At 35.4% G+C, this 20,385-nt stretch carries 17 protein-coding genes; 10 read left to right on the top strand and 7 right to left on the bottom strand.

The features are described from left to right. Positions 1-296: 296 nt before the first annotated feature. Together SP041_RS19850 and SP041_RS19845 are read left to right on the top strand one after the other, a co-directional pair. Positions 297-494 (top strand): hypothetical protein, encoded by a 198-nt coding sequence (locus SP041_RS19850; RefSeq protein ID WP_025565096.1) that lies wholly within the window; start codon positions 297-299, stop codon positions 492-494. A 129-nt stretch (positions 495-623) separates the two neighbouring features. Then, positions 624-1,544 (top strand): LysR family transcriptional regulator, encoded by a 921-nt coding sequence (locus SP041_RS19845; protein WP_025565097.1) that lies wholly within the window; start codon positions 624-626, stop codon positions 1,542-1,544. Between the two features lie 70 nt (positions 1,545-1,614). Here the strand turns inward: SP041_RS19845 and SP041_RS19840 are convergent, their stop codons facing one another. Next, complete coding sequence (locus tag SP041_RS19840) at positions 1,615-2,454, bottom strand: phytanoyl-CoA dioxygenase family protein (protein ID WP_025565098.1); 840 nt, start codon at positions 2,452-2,454, stop codon at positions 1,615-1,617. Positions 2,455-2,730: 276 nt separating this feature from the next. Between SP041_RS19840 and SP041_RS19835 the strand changes: the two genes are divergently transcribed. Further along, positions 2,731-3,558, top strand: a complete 828-nt coding sequence (locus SP041_RS19835; protein ID WP_025565099.1) for a TIM barrel protein — start codon at positions 2,731-2,733, stop codon at positions 3,556-3,558. 23 nt (positions 3,559-3,581) lie between these two features. On the opposite strand, the gene SP041_RS19830 is transcribed toward SP041_RS19835, so the two are convergent. Next, complete coding sequence (locus SP041_RS19830) at positions 3,582-4,349, bottom strand: DUF3365 domain-containing protein (RefSeq protein WP_025565100.1); 768 nt, start codon at positions 4,347-4,349, stop codon at positions 3,582-3,584. Between the two features lie 297 nt (positions 4,350-4,646). Here SP041_RS19830 and SP041_RS19825 point away from each other — a divergent pair, with 297 nt between their 5' ends. Next, positions 4,647-5,078 (top strand): GNAT family N-acetyltransferase, encoded by a 432-nt coding sequence (locus tag SP041_RS19825; RefSeq protein WP_025565101.1) that lies wholly within the window; start codon positions 4,647-4,649, stop codon positions 5,076-5,078. Between the two features lie 230 nt (positions 5,079-5,308). Next, positions 5,309-6,259, top strand: coding sequence for a prolyl aminopeptidase (pip, locus tag SP041_RS19820; protein WP_025565103.1), 951 nt, complete (start codon positions 5,309-5,311; stop codon positions 6,257-6,259). A 461-nt stretch (positions 6,260-6,720) separates the two neighbouring features. Here the strand turns inward: pip and SP041_RS19815 are convergent, their stop codons facing one another. The 5 genes from SP041_RS19815 to SP041_RS19795 form a co-directional block, all read right to left on the bottom strand. Further along, positions 6,721-7,113 carry a GtrA family protein gene (locus SP041_RS19815; protein WP_025565104.1) on the bottom strand — a complete coding sequence of 131 codons (393 nt, stop codon included), beginning with the start codon at positions 7,111-7,113 and terminating at the stop codon, positions 6,721-6,723. Then, positions 7,113-8,516: a glycosyltransferase family 39 protein gene (locus tag SP041_RS19810; RefSeq protein ID WP_236546636.1), complete on the bottom strand. Its 1,404-nt coding sequence runs from the start codon at positions 8,514-8,516 to the stop codon at positions 7,113-7,115. The genes SP041_RS19815 and SP041_RS19810 overlap by 1 nt, the downstream gene beginning before the upstream one ends. Further along, positions 8,516-9,541, bottom strand: coding sequence for a glycosyltransferase family 2 protein (locus SP041_RS19805; protein ID WP_240791512.1), 1,026 nt, complete (start codon positions 9,539-9,541; stop codon positions 8,516-8,518). The genes SP041_RS19810 and SP041_RS19805 overlap by 1 nt, the downstream gene beginning before the upstream one ends. Before the next feature lie 531 nt (positions 9,542-10,072). Next, a complete protein-coding gene (locus tag SP041_RS19800) occupies positions 10,073-11,668 on the bottom strand; it encodes an isocitrate lyase (protein ID WP_240791513.1) in 1,596 nt (531 codons plus the stop codon). 112 nt (positions 11,669-11,780) lie between these two features. Further along, on the bottom strand, positions 11,781-13,979 hold the full coding sequence (locus tag SP041_RS19795) for a malate synthase G (protein WP_025565108.1): 2,199 nt from the start codon (positions 13,977-13,979) through the stop codon (positions 11,781-11,783). A 167-nt stretch (positions 13,980-14,146) separates the two neighbouring features. Between SP041_RS19795 and SP041_RS19790 the strand changes: the two genes are divergently transcribed. The 5 genes from SP041_RS19790 to SP041_RS19770 all read left to right on the top strand — a co-directional run bounded on the left by SP041_RS19790 (position 14,147) and on the right by SP041_RS19770 (position 19,915). Then, entirely contained in the window at positions 14,147-15,655 is a 1,509-nt protein-coding gene (locus SP041_RS19790; RefSeq protein WP_025565109.1) for a DUF3612 domain-containing protein, read from the top strand. A gap of 32 nt (positions 15,656-15,687) precedes the next feature. Beyond that, positions 15,688-16,311: a YceI family protein gene (locus SP041_RS19785; RefSeq protein WP_025565110.1), complete on the top strand. Its 624-nt coding sequence runs from the start codon at positions 15,688-15,690 to the stop codon at positions 16,309-16,311. A gap of 637 nt (positions 16,312-16,948) precedes the next feature. Beyond that, complete coding sequence (locus SP041_RS19780; protein ID WP_025565111.1) at positions 16,949-17,971, top strand: sugar kinase; 1,023 nt, start codon at positions 16,949-16,951, stop codon at positions 17,969-17,971. A 355-nt stretch (positions 17,972-18,326) separates the two neighbouring features. Beyond that, complete coding sequence (locus SP041_RS19775; RefSeq protein ID WP_025565112.1) at positions 18,327-18,986, top strand: NAD(P)H-dependent oxidoreductase; 660 nt, start codon at positions 18,327-18,329, stop codon at positions 18,984-18,986. Between the two features lie 302 nt (positions 18,987-19,288). Continuing rightward, positions 19,289-19,915 carry an HD domain-containing protein gene (locus SP041_RS19770; RefSeq protein WP_025565114.1) on the top strand — a complete coding sequence of 209 codons (627 nt, stop codon included), beginning with the start codon at positions 19,289-19,291 and terminating at the stop codon, positions 19,913-19,915. Positions 19,916-20,385: the final 470 nt, after the last annotated feature.

The following is a 20,385-nucleotide window of genomic DNA, read 5'->3' as shown; positions in this document are numbered from 1 at the left end:
TTAGTTATTAATTTTGTTGTTGACACAGGGGAGTCCACATAGGTTGTTCCCTTTACGAAATTTACAACGAAGAAATAAGTTATTTTAACCAGTAAAATAGATCAGTTAATTAGTGTGATTGGTATAAATAGGTTGTTGTCTTTTTAGGTTTGTTTTTTCATTATTTTAGATTGTTTCAAATAAAAATAATTAAAGTATTGCTGTTCATTGTCACGTATCGCATATACTGATGATATTCCACATTTAAAATAACAGTGTGGAAAATTAATATTCAAAGATAAAAATATAAGGTGTGTATGAACGTAAATAAAATAGCGTTAACTATTGGCTTGATTTGTATTCTGCTTGGCACGACAGTATCTGTGTTGGGTATTTGGGGATATATTGGCGACACTGGTTTAGTGTGGCGTGCATTATCAACATTAGGTGTTGTATTACTGGGTGTTATTTTATCCGTCGCTATCAATAATATGACCACGGGAAAGGATAAGTAGTCGTTAATCCTTTATTACTTGTATGGTAATTAATAATGAAGGCAAATATAAAGTGTTATTTGTTTCTGATAACATTTTTTGGTGTGATGACGTTTTTGTATGAAAAGCGATTAAGTAGGTAAATAGAATATGGAAATTTCTCAATTAACCCGCATCAATATTAATTTATTAGTTACATTGCAAGTTCTATTACAGGAACGTAATGCTTCATCTGCTGCGATAAGGTTAAACTTAAGTCAGTCGACTATTAGCAAAAATTTGTCGCAGCTAAGGCATATCTTTGGTGACCCTTTATTTCATCGAATTTCTCATGGTTTAATACCGACGCCATTAGCCCAAGAGCTAGAGCCAAAATTGAATGTAGCAGTAAATGCTATTAATGAAATATTCTCCCCATTAGAATTTAACCTTAAAGAATATAAGGGCTGTTTTAATATTTCAATGCAAGAAAGTGCTTTTGAATTTGTATTATCAAAAGTAATGCAACAAGTATTAGATGAAGCGCCTAATATGAGAATTAACACTTGGTTTAAAGACAATATTAGCATTGAACAATTAAACCAAGGGCGATTAGATTTTGTGATTATTCCGCATGATGTTGGCCAACAAATTAATTTAAATAATCAGCTTAATATCGACGAGTTATACAGGGATGAACTAGTTTGTTTAGTACGAGATAAAAATCCTTTATTGCAAAAAAAATGGGATCAGCAAGCCTATTTAAATAGTAAACATATCCATGTTAAAGATAATGAACTGGGGTTACCTATGTTTGATCAGTCGTTATCTAAACTAGGTTTTCAAAGGGATGTGATAGTACAAGCTCCTGATTTTAATGCCGCGACCAGTTTATGTTGCCATTCTGATTTAGTATTCACGACGACTAAAAATTGGGCTGACTCAGTTTTAAACTCTAAGCAATTAGTGAAACTCAATTTACCTTGTCCATCAGATCCTGTGGTTTATTCACTTATTTGGCATCAACGTAGTGAAACGAATCACGCTAATCGTTGGTTACGGACACAGTTATTAAATCTATTTAAAGCCTAACTTTATTTTCTTTACTGCTGTCAGTTGAGGAAAGTTAAGCTTCAACGTCCGGTTAAGTATTAAAGACTGGCTAACGATTAAAACCTCGTAAAGGTAACGTTTTAGCTTGTAGCCAATTTTCTGCTGCGTATTTACATTCACCATCAGTAACATGTAGTGTGAATGCTTGGCGTGATTTTGATGAGCGATTAGGTGCGCTGTAATGAGGTAATCGTCCTTGAAATACAATTAAGCTACCAGCCTTTACCTCCACACTTTTTCCACTTTTTTCTGTTGGCCAAGGCATACCATCTAAATTAACCATAGTCGTTTGTTTCCCTTCTAAGTTAAAACGTTCTCTTAGTGGCCCTAAATGGCCTGCAGGCTCAACCCAAAGGCAACCATTCTCCAATGTCGCATCTTCTACAGCAAACCATAAAGTAACAACGCTCTGAGGTGTTGTAAAAAAGAAGCTTGCATCTTGATGCCAATTAACCACGCCACCTATATTTGGTTGTTTAAAAATATACATAGACTGACGAATTTGTGGCGTTACCATACCAATATCGGACAGGATATTACCTAATAACTTCTGGTGACTAAAAGCACTAAATACAGGGTCAAGTTCGTGTAATGCGTGGCCAATTTTATTGATGCATAAAGCGCGATCTTGAACTAATTCACCTTGAGCATTAAAGGCTTCTTCTTCAAAGAAACATTTTATTTGTTCAGCAGAATTTAAAAAATAGGAATCATCACTGCGATCATTATCATTAGTGGTAAATACATGATTTGGACTATCTTCTGCCCATTGCTCAACCATTTTATTAGCGCGTTTTTTTATGGCTTCTATTTCATATAAAGGAATAGCTTCATCCATTACGATGAAGCCTTGCTCATTATAATGTTTTATTTGATCCGCTGATAACATGGGCATCGTCCTTGCTGATAAATTCAAATGGTCGTTAATGTAAATACGGCGTAGTCTTTTTACTTTTATTTAACAAATATAACGTTAACAAAATATTTCTAATATTGAATAAATCGAATATTCATTTTTCCAAATAGGAATATTAAATAATGGAATAACAACGGTATTCTGTCTCTACTTATTTTAACTTAATTACTTGTAGTCGCAGGGAGTGAAAGTAATTGAGATGAACAGCTAAAACCATAAAGCTATCAATACTAACAATAGAGACTCAATATGAAGCTTAATTTTCATAAATCACTTTGGGAAGTACAGTGTACAAATGCCAGTGAATTAAACTATCACTTAGCCGCTATTCAACACGAAGGATATCAAGGAACAGAATTGTTTTTGCCTTTCTACGATATTGACCTTGATGCGACGCTTAAAGCGCATGCACAGAGAAGGTTAGATATCATAACGGGGATTGCAACCGATGGAAAAAATGTACAAGAACATTTAGCGAGTCTTATTAAGCAAGTGGATCGCGCACTATTATTTTCTCCTAAGTTAATAAATTGCCATACAGGACGTGATATTTTTAGTTTAGAAGATAACCTTATTTTATTTAATGAGGCGCTTGAACTAGAACAAAAGCATGGCATTACTATTACTCATGAAACACATCGTTTCAGGCCTACTTTTAGTACCTTTGGTACAGAGCAAATTATAGATGTCTTACCTGAATTAAAATTGAATCTAGATATAAGCCATTGGATGGTGGTGCATGAGTCCAATTTGATAGATCAACAAGAAAGGTTAGATAAATTATTTAAATCTGTACATCATATTCATGGTCGAGTGGGCTTTGAAGAAGGGCCTCAGGTAACTAATCCCCAAGATCCTCGTTGGCAAGAACACCTTATTAACCACACTCAGTGTTGGCAAAAGGTGATTAACAATGCATTTATGCGTGAAGAAAATGCTTTTACTATTACACCTGAATTTGGTCCATTTCCCTATGCTCACGTATATCCAACAACGGGTGAGTTATTAACGGATATATGGCAGGCTAATCGATTTATGAAACAATATTTGTCAGAGGAGCTCGTTATTCCAACTTAATCGTTATCAGTATAGAGTTTAACTTATGAACGATTGATATAGGCAGGCATCGTATCGTTATCACGTTGCTTGTTAGCCTCTTTCATTAATAGCATTCTTTGAAAAAGAATAACGAAAAAATATGATATAGCGATTGTTGTGCAAAAAATTAATAAGCTGATCATAAATGTTTCACGTTGTGATTTGATCAATTGAGATTTAATATTTTTTTCAACGACCTGTGCTCCCATAAGGTCACCTATTTGCCATTTTTCAGGTTCAGTTAAATGTTGAATACTGTTATGGCAACTGACACAGGATTGCTCTGTTGCATAAAATGGTGCAACGGTTCGAACGATTGATTTATCATTCTTTATAAGCGAAGTGAGATTCATGTTTTGCTGAGAGGTTGATTGAAGATATAACATTTGACGTCGCATTTTATCATCTGTAGGTCCTTTACTTATGGATTTACCTGGGAAACCAACAACTTCAGATCGTAAAGAGCCGTCAAATAATGAATTTAAATCGGCGAGTTCTAATGCATGAGTGCGATAAGTTGATCGACTTGGTAGTAACCCACTTGCATATTGGTCTTCAAAGTCAGAGTAAGCTTTCACAAATCCTTGGCTGAGATTAATGACTAAATTACCTTCATTCGTCGCACTTGAAATGATATCTGAACGGGTTTTATTCAATATGAAGTTATAAGCAAAAAAAGAGATAACCAAAGCAGTGATAAGAATAATCATGATGTGACGTGTTGTTAAGGTGGTCTTAACAGAGGAGTTTTTTGTATTGTATTGATTCACTCTATCTCACCTTATATTAATTTGTAAAAGTTATCTGTAGACGATTTTGTAATAAATAATGAATGTTTAAAGAAATCCTCTGAAATAGTTTATATATCGTTATTACATAGTTTAATTACATAGTTTAATTACATAGTTTAATTATATAGTTTAATTATATAGTTTAATTATAAATAATATCTTTTTTTGTGACTTTATATATATTAACTACAAAGAGGTGTTTCTTGCAAGTAAAGTAAACAAACTAATGGATCTTTGTCTATTATTTAACAGATAAAAGAAAGAAAGGAAAATAAAATGAAAGTTGAATATAGAAAAGCAGAGTCGAAAAAGTTTTCATCTTTGCTTATTCAAGAAAATATGAAAGCCTACTATGCAGCAAAAGATATTATTTGGGATCCTGAATTTTTTGATCGTCACTGGAAAATATTTAAAAACTTAGAGGTTTATTATAACTCTGAGTGTGTTGGTATTTTACGGTTTTCATTTAATGATCAAAATTGTTACATCCGAGATTTACAAATAAAATCATCATATCAAGGGAAAGGAGTGGGGAGTCATTGTTTACATTACGCTATTGAGTTAGGTAAATCACGCGGTGATCGTTTTATTAAATTAAAAGTATTCTCTGATAATCCTGCTATTGCTTTATATCAACGTCATGGCTTTCAAAAAATAGCTGAACTAGGTTTTTTAACTGAGATGGCTCTCGATCTTAATCAAATTTAAATTTCTAACGTGAGTGTATATCATCAGGTTCAAATCACTTTTTAACGCGTTGTAAAGCTGAGCCACAAGCTATAACCAACAGATTAAGTTACCATTATTTTAGAATACAATTTCCTTAAAAGACAATTCACTTAAAATACAATGACCTTAGAATGCAATTACCTTAAAGTACAATTACCTTAAAATATAGGTACGCCAGTCTTATCAACCTAATATAACGAGTAAACGCGATGAATGAGTTTTACCCTGAAATAGAGCCATATAATCATTTTTTAATTAATGTAGATAATCAGCATCAAATCTATGTAGAAGAGTGTGGTAACCCAGATGGTCAAGCGATGCTGTTTATTCATGGCGGTCCAGGTGGAGGTTGTTCTAAAAATGACAGACGATTTTTTGATCCTGAAAAATACCGTATCATTTTATTTGACCAACGTGGTTGTGGTCGTTCTTTACCTCATGGGTGTTTAGATAATAATGAAACTAATTTATTGGTTAACGATATTGAGAAAATTAGAGAAAAATTAGGGATTGATCGTTGGCATGTTTTTGGTGGTTCGTGGGGAACGACGTTAGCACTTGTTTATGCACAAGCTCACCCAAAAAAAGTAAAGAGTTTAGTTTTACGTGGCATTTTCTTAGGTCGACCGCAAGACACTGACTGGACTTTCTCTGGTGGTGGTGCAACGCGAATTTACCCAGACTTTTGGCAAGAGTATCTTGATGTATTGCCAAATGGGAAAGAGCAAGCTTCAGTACAAGCGGCTTACGATATTATGGTCGGTGACGATAAAGAACTAGCAATGAGAGTTGCTAAAGCATGGAGTGTTTGGGAAATTCGTTGTTGTACGTTAATACCGAATCAAGATTTTGTTGATGCCGCAACTGGAGATCATCAAGCGTGGACAATGGCTCGTCATGAGGCACACTTTATGATCAATAATTGCTTCTTATCTGAGAATCAAATCTTAGCGAATACAGATAAAATTAAAGATATTCCAACGACTATCGTACATGGTCGATTCGATATTGTTTGCCCATTTGATAACGCTTGGCAATTACATCAAAAACTACCCAATTCAACCTTGATTACCAGCGAAGCCTCAGGTCATGCATCGGTTGAAAAAAACACGAAGCATCATTTGATTGAAGCCACTAATGCGATGTTATTGTTGGGGTAATTATATTTCGTAGGGAGATTAATACAATTATATTATTAATGTAGGTGATGATAATATTTTTATAGATAAATATTGTTTAACTCTTGAATTGAAGTAATAAGTACAATTCTGATGATGCCGAAAGCATCAATTCATATGATTGGTCTTGGTATATCAATATAGTTAACTTTAAAATTATAAAACAGTATTGCTCGACATTGTTATTTTATCGTTGATATTCTTGAAAATAGTGGTGTGACATCATTTTTTATTAATAATTTAGGTTATTTAATGACAAGGAGATATAAAAATTTAACCTCTATCTCTTTGTCTAAACTAAATATCAATCGATTAAAAATGAATGCCATTAGTTATAACGCTATATTTTATCCTTTGTTATTAATTTTGTAATGATAATAACTATTTGAAAAATCAATATGTTGCTTTCACCTTTTTTCTTACGCCTCAACAGAGACTTTCTATTAGGAACTTTTAATAAAAACCCACCGACTACTTAAAAAGTAATTTGTGATTGCTCCAGCTAAAACGCCTGCTGTGAGAGCCAACGCTCCTTGGTAAAAGTCCTTTCCTAATACATTTAATACTATGTGGAACATGGCAAAATTTGGAATAACTGAAATACCTGCAGATAACGTAAACTTAAAACCTTCTCGTGCATAGGATGATGATTTTAAATCAGTAAATGTATAGTATCTATTCCCAAACCAAGTACAGGCTAAAGCACAAATAAAAGCAATAACTCTAGATTGATAAGGTGATAAGTTAAATACGTATGCACAAAGCATGAATATCAGTAAGTCTACAATAAACCCGATACTACCAATGACGGCAAACTTAATTATTCGGCCATTCATTAACTCGCTGTCCTGCAATGATATAAGGACCGTTTGTTTTTAGATGAAAATACCAAGTTACAACTAATATTCTTGTCTTCTTTAAATTGAGCAATTTCTTTGTCGGTTGCAATAAGTTGTATTGGCATCTCTTTTAGTACTTCTTCATTTATCTTATTGAATACTTTTACTTTACCTTGGCTATAAAACTGGCCTGAAAAGGATTTTTTATTTAGATAATATATTGGATTATTTAAATTTACGTGCTTCATCATGTCTTTATCACTTTTCTGTTCAGTTTTACCAAACTGAATGAAAATAAGAGCTGCAATAAGTAATATTGGGATGAGCGAAGCTGAAATAGATACCCATTTAATAAATTTTTTAAAGGTTAATAATGAAACTAGCAAACCTAATGCTGGAATACCGGGTAATACGTAGGCAGGTAATATATTACCTGACAAAGTAAAAAGTATCATTGGGGAAATCATCCAAAAAAAGAGGTATGACTTAAGGTCTGAATTCCGTTTTATTGTATCTTGTTTCTCTTTTCGTGATCTCCAAGCTAATATAGGCAAAATAATCGACCAAGGAGCCGCTGCGTAAATCCAGAATAACCATATCATTCCTTTGACTTCATTATGTGCTTTACCATATAAATCACCTTCCCAGCCACTTACCATAAAACGTTGGAAATGTTCGCCTACAATAAAGTAATTTAAAAAGCCCGGTGTTGCATTTTCTGCCATTAAATACCAAGGTAAAGCAATCACAGAAATAATCACAATACCCTTTAAAATAGGGACTCTTTTTATAAAAAGGGCGATTCCATTCTTAACTCCATAATTTAAAATAATCCATGGAACTAGGCTTAAACCAATTAAGACAATAATTAAAGGTCCTTTCGCTAATAGCCCTAAAGCGATACCAAAAAAGCCAAGTAAACCAGCCTTTGTCGAGCCATGCCAACATTGATAAAAACCAATCATTGCGATTGCCATTGATAAGGTCAACGCCATATCGGTCATAACGGCACCAGCTGAAATGCTAAAAACAGCACTGGTTGCAATAACTAACGAAGCAATTAAAGCGTTAACGTTATGTTTATTCGCAAAGCGGGCAACAACTAAAATGACAGCAACGCCTGCTAGCCAATGTGGAAATCTAACTGCGAACTCATTAAGGCCAAAAACTTCTATGCCAAGACTGCTCATCCAAGTGAATAAGGGGGGCTTTCCCCAAAATGGAACCCCATAATCAAACTGTGGTGTTAGCCAGTTTCCCGTTTCAACCATTATTCTTGCCATCTCACCATATCTTGCTTCGGTCGTGTCCATTAAAGGATATAGTGCAAGTGTAATTAGTCTTATTAATGCGGTTGCAATTAATATAAACCAGATAGTTTTTACTTGTTTAGTCATCATTATTTTTCAACGCGATGTTTAAATTTAGGGTTAGTAATAACAACTAAATTATTTTTTAGAGTGCTTGTAGATTCAAATTTTTCCTCAATAATGTAACGAGGGCGATTTTTGACTTCGGTATAAATTCGACCAACGTAAGCACCAATTAAACCTATGCTCATTAATTGAAAGCCCCCTAAAGCAAGAATTGCTAGCATGATGGTAGGAAAGCCATCAACGGTTTCTCCAAATATAAGTGTTTTTGCAATGATTAATAGACCATAAATGAAGGCTGATGAAGCAATCAAAGCACCTAGGTAAGTCGCTATTTGTAATGGTTTTGTACTAAATGATGTTATCCCATCAACCGCTAGGCCAAATAATTTACTGTATGGCCATTTTGAGTCTCCAATGAACCTCGCTTCTCTATCAAACTGAATAATAGTTTGTTTAAAGCCTGGCCATACGAATAAGCCTTTCATATAAATATTTTTTTCTGTTAATTGGTTTATCTCATCAATGACTCTTCGACTAATAAGCCTAAAATCACCTACATTTTCGGGTATAGGATTTTCAGATAGTTTATTAAGTAGTTTATAAAATACAGCTGCGGACTTTTCTTTAAACCAAGTCTCACCATTACGCGATCTTCTCTGAAGGTTCACAACATCAAATCCTTCTTCCCATTTTTTAACCATATCTACAATAAGCTCAGGGGGATCTTGTAAATCAGCATCAATAATAATAGCTGCACGTCCTTTAGTTGCTTTAAGTCCGGCAGTCATCGCAGCTTCTTTACCAAAATTTCTACTTAGCTTTATTAATGAGTGGGTAGTGCCTAACATAGGAAGGTTTTTAATGGTCATTACACTTTGATCAACGCTACCATCATCCACATAAATAATTTCACATTCGCAGTTTATTTTTCCTAAGACATGCGATAACTTTTTATGTAATGTCTGGAGTCCATCTTCCTCATTATGCACAGGGACAACGATAGATAATGTTATTGTCTGTATTTTTTGGTTAGAAATTATATTCATCATCGTTCTTTTCACCATAGACGTGTATTTTATGATGGATATAATATGATCAAATTCTTAAGATTGACTGAAGAAAGCCTTAAGTTTCACTTAAGTTTTTATTTAATCTTAATTCTGGTTAATAAAAGCGGAATTATATTTAAAGTCATAAGATTATATTTTTTAATTCATACTTTTTCGTTATATCTTTTAATTATATAGTGTCGTTAGTTTTGCCTAGTTTAAAGGGGAATTGAGAGATAATTTAACTCAGAAATGAGTGGTAGTAGTGCTGTTGTATCACTTTGCTAAAATCAAACTTTTCTTGTCGGGTACAGAGATAATTTAACCTTGTAGAATTGTAGAATTGTAGAATTGTAGAATTGTAGAATTGTAGAATTGGAAATTGTTATCAAGGTATTTAATAGTGAGAACAAGCAAAGAAATAATCACTTTCTTGAGTGAATTTGATTATATCGATACTTGCTATATTTCATGTGTTGATTTTTCCTTTATTAAAGCTAACGCTTACTCGCTTTAAAAAGAAACCTAGGTCTAAGAGAACTGGCTCATTGTATTATTTTCACCAGAGGCTTTTAGAGCTTGATCACCAGAGAAGTACTCTTTGTGATCATCACCAATATTAGAGCCTGACATATCTTGATGTTTTACAGAATCTAGTGATTGTCTTATCTCTTGGCGTTGCACATTTTCAACATAAGCCAACATAGCACGTTCCCCGAAGTATTCTTTAGCGAGGTTATCCGTTGATAACGCAGCCGTATGGTAAGTTGGCAAGGTTATTAAGTGATGGAAAATACCCGCATGTTTAGAGGCTTCTTTTTGGAAGTTTTGTATTTTCAAATCGGCAGCAATCGCTAGTTCGGTAATATCGTATTTAATACTCATTAGACCACTACGTTGGTAAGCACTAACGTCTTTTCCTTCTTTTTCCCACGCATCAAACACTTGTTGACGGAAATTTAAAGTCCAGTTAAATGATGGGCTATTGTTGTAAACTAATTTGGCATTCGGTACCACTTCTCGAATACGATTCACCATATTAGCAATGTGCTGTACATTCGGTGTTTCTGTTTCAATCCACAGTAAATCTGCACCATGTTGCAATGAGGTAATACAATCAAGCACTACACGGTCTTCACCTGTATTCGGTTTAAAACGTACTAATCCATTAGGAAGGCGGTTTGGTTTAATCAATTCACCTGCGCGGCTTAATACCATATCGCCCGATTTTAAATCAGCTAATGAATTGATTTTTTCACCGTCAATGTAAGCGTTGTATTGCTCAGCTAAATCGCCTGGATATTGAGATACAGGGATTTTTTGTGTTAAACCTGCACCTAATGAATCGGTTCGAGCAACGATAATGCCTTCTTCAACACCGAGTTCCATAAAGGCGTAACGTACTGCATTTATTTTGGCTAAAAAGTCTTCATGCGGCACGGTTACTTTACCGTCTTGATGGCCACATTGTTTAGCATCAGACACTTGGTTTTCAATTTGAATACAACAAGCGCCAGCTTCAATCATTTTTTTAGCTAATAGGTAAGTGGCTTCTTCATTACCAAAGCCTGCATCGATATCGGCAATGATAGGGACAACATGTGTTTCAAATTCGTCAATTTGCTTTTGTACTGCTCTTTCTGCAACTTGATCTCCGCTGCTTTGTGCTTCGTCTAAATCATTAAATAAATGATTTAATTCGCGTGCATCGGCTTGTTTTAAGAAAGTGTACAGTTCTTCTATTAACATTGGCACTGAGGTTTTTTCATGCATTGATTGGTCTGGTAAGGGGCCAAACTCAGATCGCATGGCTGCCACCATCCAACCAGATAAGTAAAGGTAAGTCCCTTTGGTAGTGGTGAAGTGCTTCTTAATAGAGATCATTTTTTGTTGGCCAATAAAACCATGCCAGCAGCCAAGAGATTGTGTGTAATTATCACTATTCTGATCATAAGATTGCATATCATCACGCATAATTTTAGCCGTGTAGTTTGCGATATCTAACCCCGTTTTAAAACGGTTTTGTAAGCGCATACGTGCAATATATTCTGGATTAATCGCGTTCCAAGTTGCACCTTGTTGGTTTATAAATTGGTGCGCGTTATTCATTTCAGCTTTGTAATTCATCATAGTGACCTCTCAAATTATCATGTGTTATCAATAAGTAATTGTTAATGTACAGTGAATAAAAGTGTCTAGATTAAAGTTGTTGTTTTGTTAATTTTTGCCTTGTTAGTGGCTAGTTGGTTAATGCTTGTTTTGCTAAAGCTCGGTACTCATGTAGTAAGGGTTCGGTGTAACCGTTTGGTTGTTTATCCCCTTCAAAAATAAGTGCTTTTGCTGCTTGAAAGGCAAGGCTGTCGTCGGTATTAGGGCTCATATTGCGATAGCCTGATACATCTTGGTTTTGTTTATCAACAATTTTAGCCATGTTTTCCATAACGTTGGTGACTTGTTGTGTCGTACATACGTTATGCATTAACCAGTTGCTAATATGTTGACTGGAAATACGCAAGGTTGCGCGATCTTCCATTAAACCAATATCATTAATATCAGGTACTTTCGAACAGCCAATTCCCATCTCTATCCAGCGCACAACGTAACCTAAAATACCTTGCACATTATTGTTAAGCTCATTTGAAACCTGCGCGTCTGTTAATGTCATACCTTCTGGCATCACAGGTGGAGTAAGTATGTCTGTGATGCTTGCTGGTGGTCGGTTAATGATAGTTTTCTGCTCTTCAAACACATCAACTTGGTGATAATGTAAAGCGTGTAATGTCGCTGCAGTTGGCGAAGGCACCCAAGCGGTATTCGCGCCAGATTGTGGGTGTGCTATTTTATCTTTCATCATTTGATTCATTTCATCTGGCATTGCCCACATCCCTTTTCCGATTTGTGCTTTGCCTGAAAAACCACAACGCAGCCCAATTTCAACATTGTTGTTTTCGTAAGCACTGATCCAAGGTTCCTGCTTAATTGCTGATTTTGGATAAAATGCACCGGCTAACATACTGGTGTGGATTTCATCGCCAGTTCTGTCTAAGAATCCGGTATTGATGAATACCACGCGCGATTTCGCTTCATGAATACATTGTTTTAGGTTTAACGTAGTACGGCGCTCTTCATCCATAATACCTAGCTTGATAGTGTTCTCTGGGAGGTTAAGCATCAGTTCTATGCGACTAAATAGTTCGCAGGTGAAACGCACTTCTTCAGGGCCATGCAGTTTAGGTTTAACGATATAAATACTGCCTGTACGGCTATTTCTAAAGTTATCGTTTTCACCTTTTTGAAGATCGAGGCTAGCAATTAATGCCGTAATAACACCATCAATAATACCTTCTGGCGCATTATTGCCACTTTCATCTTGTATTAAATCTGTGCCCATCAAATGACCCACATTACGTACTAACAACACTGAGCGACCTGGTACTCGGTAGCTTTCACCAGATTTAGCCGTGAAGTTACGATCGTAATTTAATTTACGTGTTACTGGTTGATTGTCTTTGGTAAATGTCGCCTCAAGCGTTCCTTGCATTAGACCTAACCAATTGCGGTATGCGGCCACTTTGTCGCTACTATCAACCGTTGAAACAGAATCTTCAAAATCCATAATAGTGGTGAGTGCAGATTCCATTTGAATATCATCAAGGCCTGCTTTATCGTTTGCACCAATTTTGCCTGTGCGGTCAATATGCAAGCCAACATGTAATCCATTGTTTTTGAGTAATAAGTAATTCGGTGATGTTTTAGAGCCATCAAAGGCAACAAATTGACATGGATTTTTTAAACCTGATTCAGTTCCATCAGATAAAAAAGCCAGTATATGTTGGTAATAAACTAAGTAGCTTGTTACTTCATGATGGGAACCCGTTGTTAATGGGAATTGCTCATCTAAAAAATCTTTTGCTTTATTAATAACGGCTTGACCACGCTGTGGGTTAAATCCACCTTTATGGGCTAACTCATCGTTATTCGCAATAACATCTGTTCCATAAAAAGCATCGTATAAGCTTCCCCAACGAGCATTGGCTGCATTTAATGCAAAGCGTGCATTACTCACAGGCACCACCAGTTGTGGACCTGCCATTGTTGATATTTCAGCATCGACATTTTCAGTTTCAATAATGAAGTCATCGACCATCGGAGTCAGGTAACCGATACTTTGTAAAAACGCTTGATAAGCTTTTTTAGAGTGTTCTGGGCTAATATTGTTAGCCAACGTATTTTCACGATGCCACTGGTCAATTTTCTGCTGCATCTGACGACGTGTATTTAATAGGGCGGTATTTTGATGTGAAAAATCATTAATTAAACAATTTAAATCAGCCCAAAAATGAACGCTATTAAGTGAGGTGTTTGGTAAAACTTCATCATTAATAAACTGATAAAATTCAGGATTAGTCAGGCATTGCTTCTCTAGAGGTAAATTCATATTTCGTCTCCTTGATATTATCAATTAACTTTAAAGTAGGTATTGAATAACCTTTGAGCGCACATTTATTGAACTTTTGTTGCTCGTTTGTTAATCAGTTGTTGTTACTATAAAGAAATAATTCATATAATTTCACAAAGAAAATTACACAGAGTAAATTTTACAAAATGAAAATAAAAAAGAGCTTGGCAAGGCAATCTCATTACTTAGGCACAAAAATACGCAATTTACGCAAACGTAATGGCTTAACCTTGGATGATTTATCATCGAGATGTATTAAGTTAGATGCAGAATATGCACCTTCTGTTTCTTACTTGTCGATGATCGAACGTGGTAAGCGAGTCCCTAGAGAAGAGATGCTAGAAGTGATTGCGACTGTATTTCAAAAGCAACCCGAATGGTTTTTAGATGACGCCGCTGAAGTACAAGACATTATTCCTACTAAAGGTAATCGAGGTGGTATTCGAGGGATGGCGCTCGAACCTAGTTTTTTATTTTCAAATGAAATTTTACAAATTGCTATTCCAGAAATGTTATCGCAAACTGGGACAACAGGTCGCCAATTCGCACATCTACTCATTCGTGCGCATCAAGAACACCATCAAAATCATTTTCCTGATTTAGAGCGAGCTGCAGAAGAGGTGGGTTTAAAAAAAATGCCACTTCATGTTGATGATTTAATTGAAATTACTGAAGCCCGTGGTTTGAAAATAAGTTGGTTTACGCGTTTACCTGATAGTGAATATGATAGTAATAACAGCAATAAAATGGTCACCTCTTTTTTTAAACCACCTCGTACGGTTTACTTAAATAAGATACTCAAAAAAAATACCACACGACTTAAATATGAGCTGGCAGTACATATTGGACATAATGTTTTACACAATAGTGATGGTGAAAAAAGCATTATGGTGGCAGGAGAGCGTGCTCAATACGATAGCCAACATAATAAAACTACGTCTTCTAGCCAATTAGACGCACAAGATATTTTGCATGCATGGCGTGATTTTGAATGTAGTTTTTTTGCGGCTGCTTTACTTTGCCCTAAAGTGCCGTTTCGCCAATTGCTTGATCAGCATGGTTATGAAATTGATATTTGTAAAAAAATAGAAGTATCAGAAGCCGTGGTGATGCGACGTATGACCGCGGTTTCTGCTTACCCACATTGGCACTATTTTGATGCTTATGGGCAAGGTAAATTAAGAGCAGTATACAGAGGGAACGGTATTCCATTGCCATGGGGAAATATGACCATTGCGCATGACCCTTGTAAGCATTGGTCTGTTTTTAGAATGTTAGAAAAACAAGCTGAGGGGACGGCGGCACAGTTTTCTATTTTAACGGAAAATGGCGTTGCTAAAATTTATTGTTGTGAATCTATTAAGGTAAAAGATCTTAATGATGCCAGTCACGTATTGTGTACAGGTATTGAGTTAAACTCTGCTATTGATGCTCAAGGGCACGACTCTGTTACGTTAGTGGATGAGTTACAAAGATTATGCGTCGATAATGGTGGATCGAGTAAGATCCCTTCCAAAATTAAGAAAATACTGAATAGTGTTGCGCGTATTCTTAATATTAACTGGATAGCGCGTGGTATTGAGCAAGAAGCGCAACTTATTTGTGTTAGAGGTGCTGTTTGTCCCAGAAAACCAAGCTGTTACTGTAACCAATAAATATCATTCAACATTTAGGTTCTAGGATTTTAATGAAAAATAAACGTATTGTTAAACATACTCTGTTAGTACTTTTAACCATGTTATTTGTATCTGGTTGCGTTAGCTGGCTAGCACCGAATGTAAAATCTGAGTTAGTTGAATTACAAGCTGGTGAGTATCAGCTTGATCCTCAACATGCTGCATTACTTTTTAAAGTTCAGCATTTAGGGTTATCAACTTATGTGGGGCGCTTTAACATATTTGATGCCCAACTTAATTTTGACCCCAAGAACATGGTAGCTGCATCTTTGAAAGCAGTAGTAGACATTAACTCCGTTGATATTAATAATGATGCTTTAAGTGAAACATTACAAAGTGATACTTGGTTTAGCAGCACACAATATCCACAAGCATTTTTTGTAAGTCATACCGTGACACCGGTATCTGATACCGTTTTTAATTTTACGGGAGACTTAACATTAAGAGGGGTAACAAAACCTGTCACGTTTAAAGCAACTTTTCATGGTGGTGCAGATAATTGGCTAACAGGTAACTATACTCTTGGTTTTAGCGCTGTAGGCCAAATTAAACGTTCTGATTTTGGCATGGACAGTTATATACCTATTGTCGGTGATCAGATTGATTTAGAAATATATGCTGAGTTTGTCAAATAGCTTTTTCTTCCTATCGAGTGTGAAGGTATTTAGCAGACTTTTATTGCTGCTTATCCACTATCCAAAGCACTCTTTATATTTAACCTCGATGTCTATACCAATATCAATATCAACCTCTACCTCTAGAACTGTTTTTTATTTTGTATGATTTATGGTGGGCGATAAATTAGATCGTAAAGCATCCTCCTTTAGCTTCTCTCTTTTTAGTTTACTGTAATAACTTATATGCCCATCCATTAATAAATATAAAGCCATATTTTAGATCACACCTTTAATTTATTCTTTAAAATTTAACATAAGACTCTGTTTAATATGAGGTTTATATAGGTTTAGCCTATTGAGAAGGGCGTTTGATGTTGTTTATGTTTTACAGCCTAATAACACATTCCATTTCATAATACGATTAACTTCAAACTTTAAAAAAGTAGCGTTATTTATTTTACTCAACTTAATTTTTGTTTAATAATACTAAAATACTACAAATAAAGTTGGTTATGAAAGAAGCAATTAATTGTAGAAAAGCAGCGCTTAGTAAATAGCGTTAATAAAAGTACTTCAATAAAAGCGCGAGTAAGAATACAAGAATAAAAAAACTCAGCCATTTTATTGAATTTATTGATCACTATAGGAGAAACTAATGAAAATATTAACATTTGGCGAAATGATGTTACGTCTAAAACCGTTAGCATTCGAACGCATCTTACAAACAAATACTTTTGAGGCCGCTTATGGTGGAGCTGAAGCTAATGTTGCAGTTTCTCTGGCATTATTAGGTCATGACGCCGCTTATTTATCTAAGTTTCCTGAAAATCCATTGGGCGAGGCCGCTGTTGGTACGTTAAGAAAATTTGGTGTCGATACCAGTCGAACTTTACGTGGTGGTCCAAGATTGGGCATGTATTTCTTTGAAAAAGGCAATGGAGTTAGAGGTACTGGGGTCGTTTATGACCGAGCAGGTAGTTCTATTGCAACCGCAACGAGTGATGAGTTTGATTGGTCTACTTTATTAAAAGATGTGGGAGTTTTCTACTTTTCAGGCATTACGCCAGCGATTTCAAAAGAGTTAGAAATCGCATTAAAAAGCGCATTAGATTATTGTAAAGTCAATAATATTACCGTGGTCTGTGATTTGAACTATCGTGGGAAAATGTGGAAACCAGCACAAGCTCAAGTGGTGATGCATGAATTAATGCCATTCGTTGATGTCTGTGTTGCGAACGATGAAGACTTTGAAGCCATGTTAGGCATTAAAGCTTTTGATGGCGACCTGTCTAATGGTATCTGCCAAATAGAAGATTTCCGTGAAGGGATGAAAGAAATCACTAAACGTTACCCAAATTGTAAAACAGTGGCGAGTGTCCTACGTGATATTAACTCTGTGGAGCAAAGTGATTGGATGGCTATTTTATACCAAAATGATCAGTTCTATGACACACCGATACATAATGTAAATGTCATGGAAGGCGTCGCTGCTGGTGATGCTTTTGGAGCGGGTCTATTACACGGGCTTGTAAATAAGCTTGAACCACAGGAAACAATAGAATTTGCTATTGCTGCGAGTGTTTTAAAGCTGTCTATTAGTGGTGATTTAAACTTAGTCACTGAACCAGAAATTCGTAATGCCATGCAAAAAGGTGCGAATGCACGATTGAGTCGTTAGTTCGTTTGTTAATAGGTTAATAGATTAATAAACATCGTTGCAATGATGCTTATTAACTAACGTAGCCCGAAATAAAAGCATTGATGTAGCAACGCTATATTGATGCTTTCACACTATTTGATTATCTCATCTCTTCTTTTATTTAAAGCTTAATCACTGTTTTTATTAGATCGTCATTTAGGGGCTAGTTTATAGTCTAAGCGATAGATTTATTGGTATACTTACTTATAAAAGTTATTGTGGACTTAATGAACCATAATGATTGGATTTAGTGTTCCTTTTTTTCTGCTCAGTTATCTTTATGATTCTCCCATAGCAGTATTCTTTAATCATTAATTTAAATTTGGAAAAATTCATGTCTCATCAAATAATCAAAGATCTTAATAATCGTTACACAGCTAAACAGTATGATTCAGCTAAACGTATTTCAGTGGAAGATATGGACGTGCTTAAAGAAGCTCTTCGTTTATCTGCTTCTTCTATTAACGCTCAACCTTGGAAGTTTATTGTTCTAGAAAGTGACCAAGCAAAAGAGCGTTTCCATGATACTTTCGCTAACAAACATCAGTTCAACCAACACCATGCAAAAGAAGCGTCACATACTATTTTATTTGCTCATAACCCTAATTTTACTAAAGACGATTATAGAAAAGTGGTTGATGTTGAAGTTTCTTCCGGTCATCTACCTGCAGAAAGATATGATGCGATGTTAGACGGTGCATTCTCTTTTGCTGAATCAAATACAGATGAAAATGGATTCAATGGTCATTGGACAAAATTACAAACGTATATTGCATTTGGTAATGCTTTGCACGTGCTAGCTCGTTTAGGTATTGATTCTACGCCTATGGAAGGTGTTGATGCAGAACTCATCGGCGAAACGTTTAAAGACGAATTAAATGGTTATGTTTGTGATGTTGCGTTAGCAATTGGTTACCATAAAGGTGGTGAAGATTATAACCACGGCTTACAAAAAGCACGTTTACCTGTTGAAGATGTGATTACTGTTCTTTAATGATTCACTTTAAACAGTGCTGTACAACAGATTTTTACAATACTGTTTTATAATGGAGCCTCATAATAGATCGCTAAATAACATGCTAATATTTTAGAGCTAAAGTGAAGTTAAAAACTGGCTAGGTATTTACCTGGCCTTTTTTATACCTAATTATTTTAGATGGACTTGAACACTGTAAACTCTGGGGGTATGTTACACGCTAGTGATACAAAACCAGATTGTTACAAGTGACTCTGGCTATTTTTATCCATAAAAAATTTTACTTTTCTAATGATAAATTCCATAAATTAAGGTTTCATATGTTTAGTCAATACCAGCAGCAATGTGAAGAATTTATTGTAGCGAATATGAAAACCGATTTAGCTCATGACCTATTACATGTTAAACGAGTGGTGGCATTGGCGACTCAAATTGCTAAAGAAGAACTGGCAGAATTGAATGTTGTTTTACCTGCAGCTTGGTTACATGATTGTTTGAGTTACCCGAAAAACCATGCATTACGATCATTGAGCTCCTTACATGCTGCCGATAAAGCGATTATTTTTTTACGCAGTATTGATTACCCTGAACAGTATTTATTAGCTATTCATCATGCTATTTCTGCACACAGTGTCAGTGGTGGGTTAGTAGCTGATACACTCGAAGCTAAAATTGTACAGGATGCCGATAGGTTAGATGCATTAGGGGCGATTGGAATTGCTCGTTGCATCCAAGTTAGTAGCCAATTACAGCGACCTTTATATTCACCTGAAGATGCTTTTGCGGTAGATCGAGAAGTGGATGATCAGAGGTTTACGATAGACCACTTTTATAAAAAACTATTAACACTAGCTGCTTCAATGAATACTGAGCTCGGTAAAGAGATAGCTCTTCAACGTACTCGGTTTATGGAAAGTTACTTAAAGCAATTAGCGTTGGAAGTTTAAACCTAAACCTAAACCTAAATCTAAATCGAACCCTATACCCGTTACCATTCAAAGTGCAAAATTCAGCAAGCGGTGAAATGAACAGATGCTAGGCAGAAAGAGGAATATCTAATGGGGTAAATCGGCTCTTTCAACAACTAAGGTGTTTACTTCATCGCCTGGTCTCTGGGTCGTTAGCTTGAAAACCAACTCTCCATACAACTTTCGATAAGAACTCGCCATTGTCATTATGTTATGCCTTGATTTGGAGTTTAAGCTCAAAGCTCCTTGAGTGGTAATGGGGATAGATACATATAATACCAATCACACTAATTAAGTTATCTATTTTACTTGTTAAAATAATTTATTTCTTCGTTGTAAATTTCGTAAAGGGAACAACCTATGTGGACTCCCCTGTGTCAACAACAAAATTAATAACTAAGAATAAAGCGCTCACTTATGTACGAGCTCTCATTGAGTAGCTAACTCAG

Origin of the sequence: Psychromonas sp. SP041 (assembly GCF_000470315.2) — a bacterium.
Classification (GTDB): Bacteria; Pseudomonadota; Gammaproteobacteria; order Enterobacterales; family Psychromonadaceae; genus Psychromonas.
Note: the sequence above shows the minus strand (reverse complement) of the source record. Positions and strands in the feature narration are given on the sequence as shown.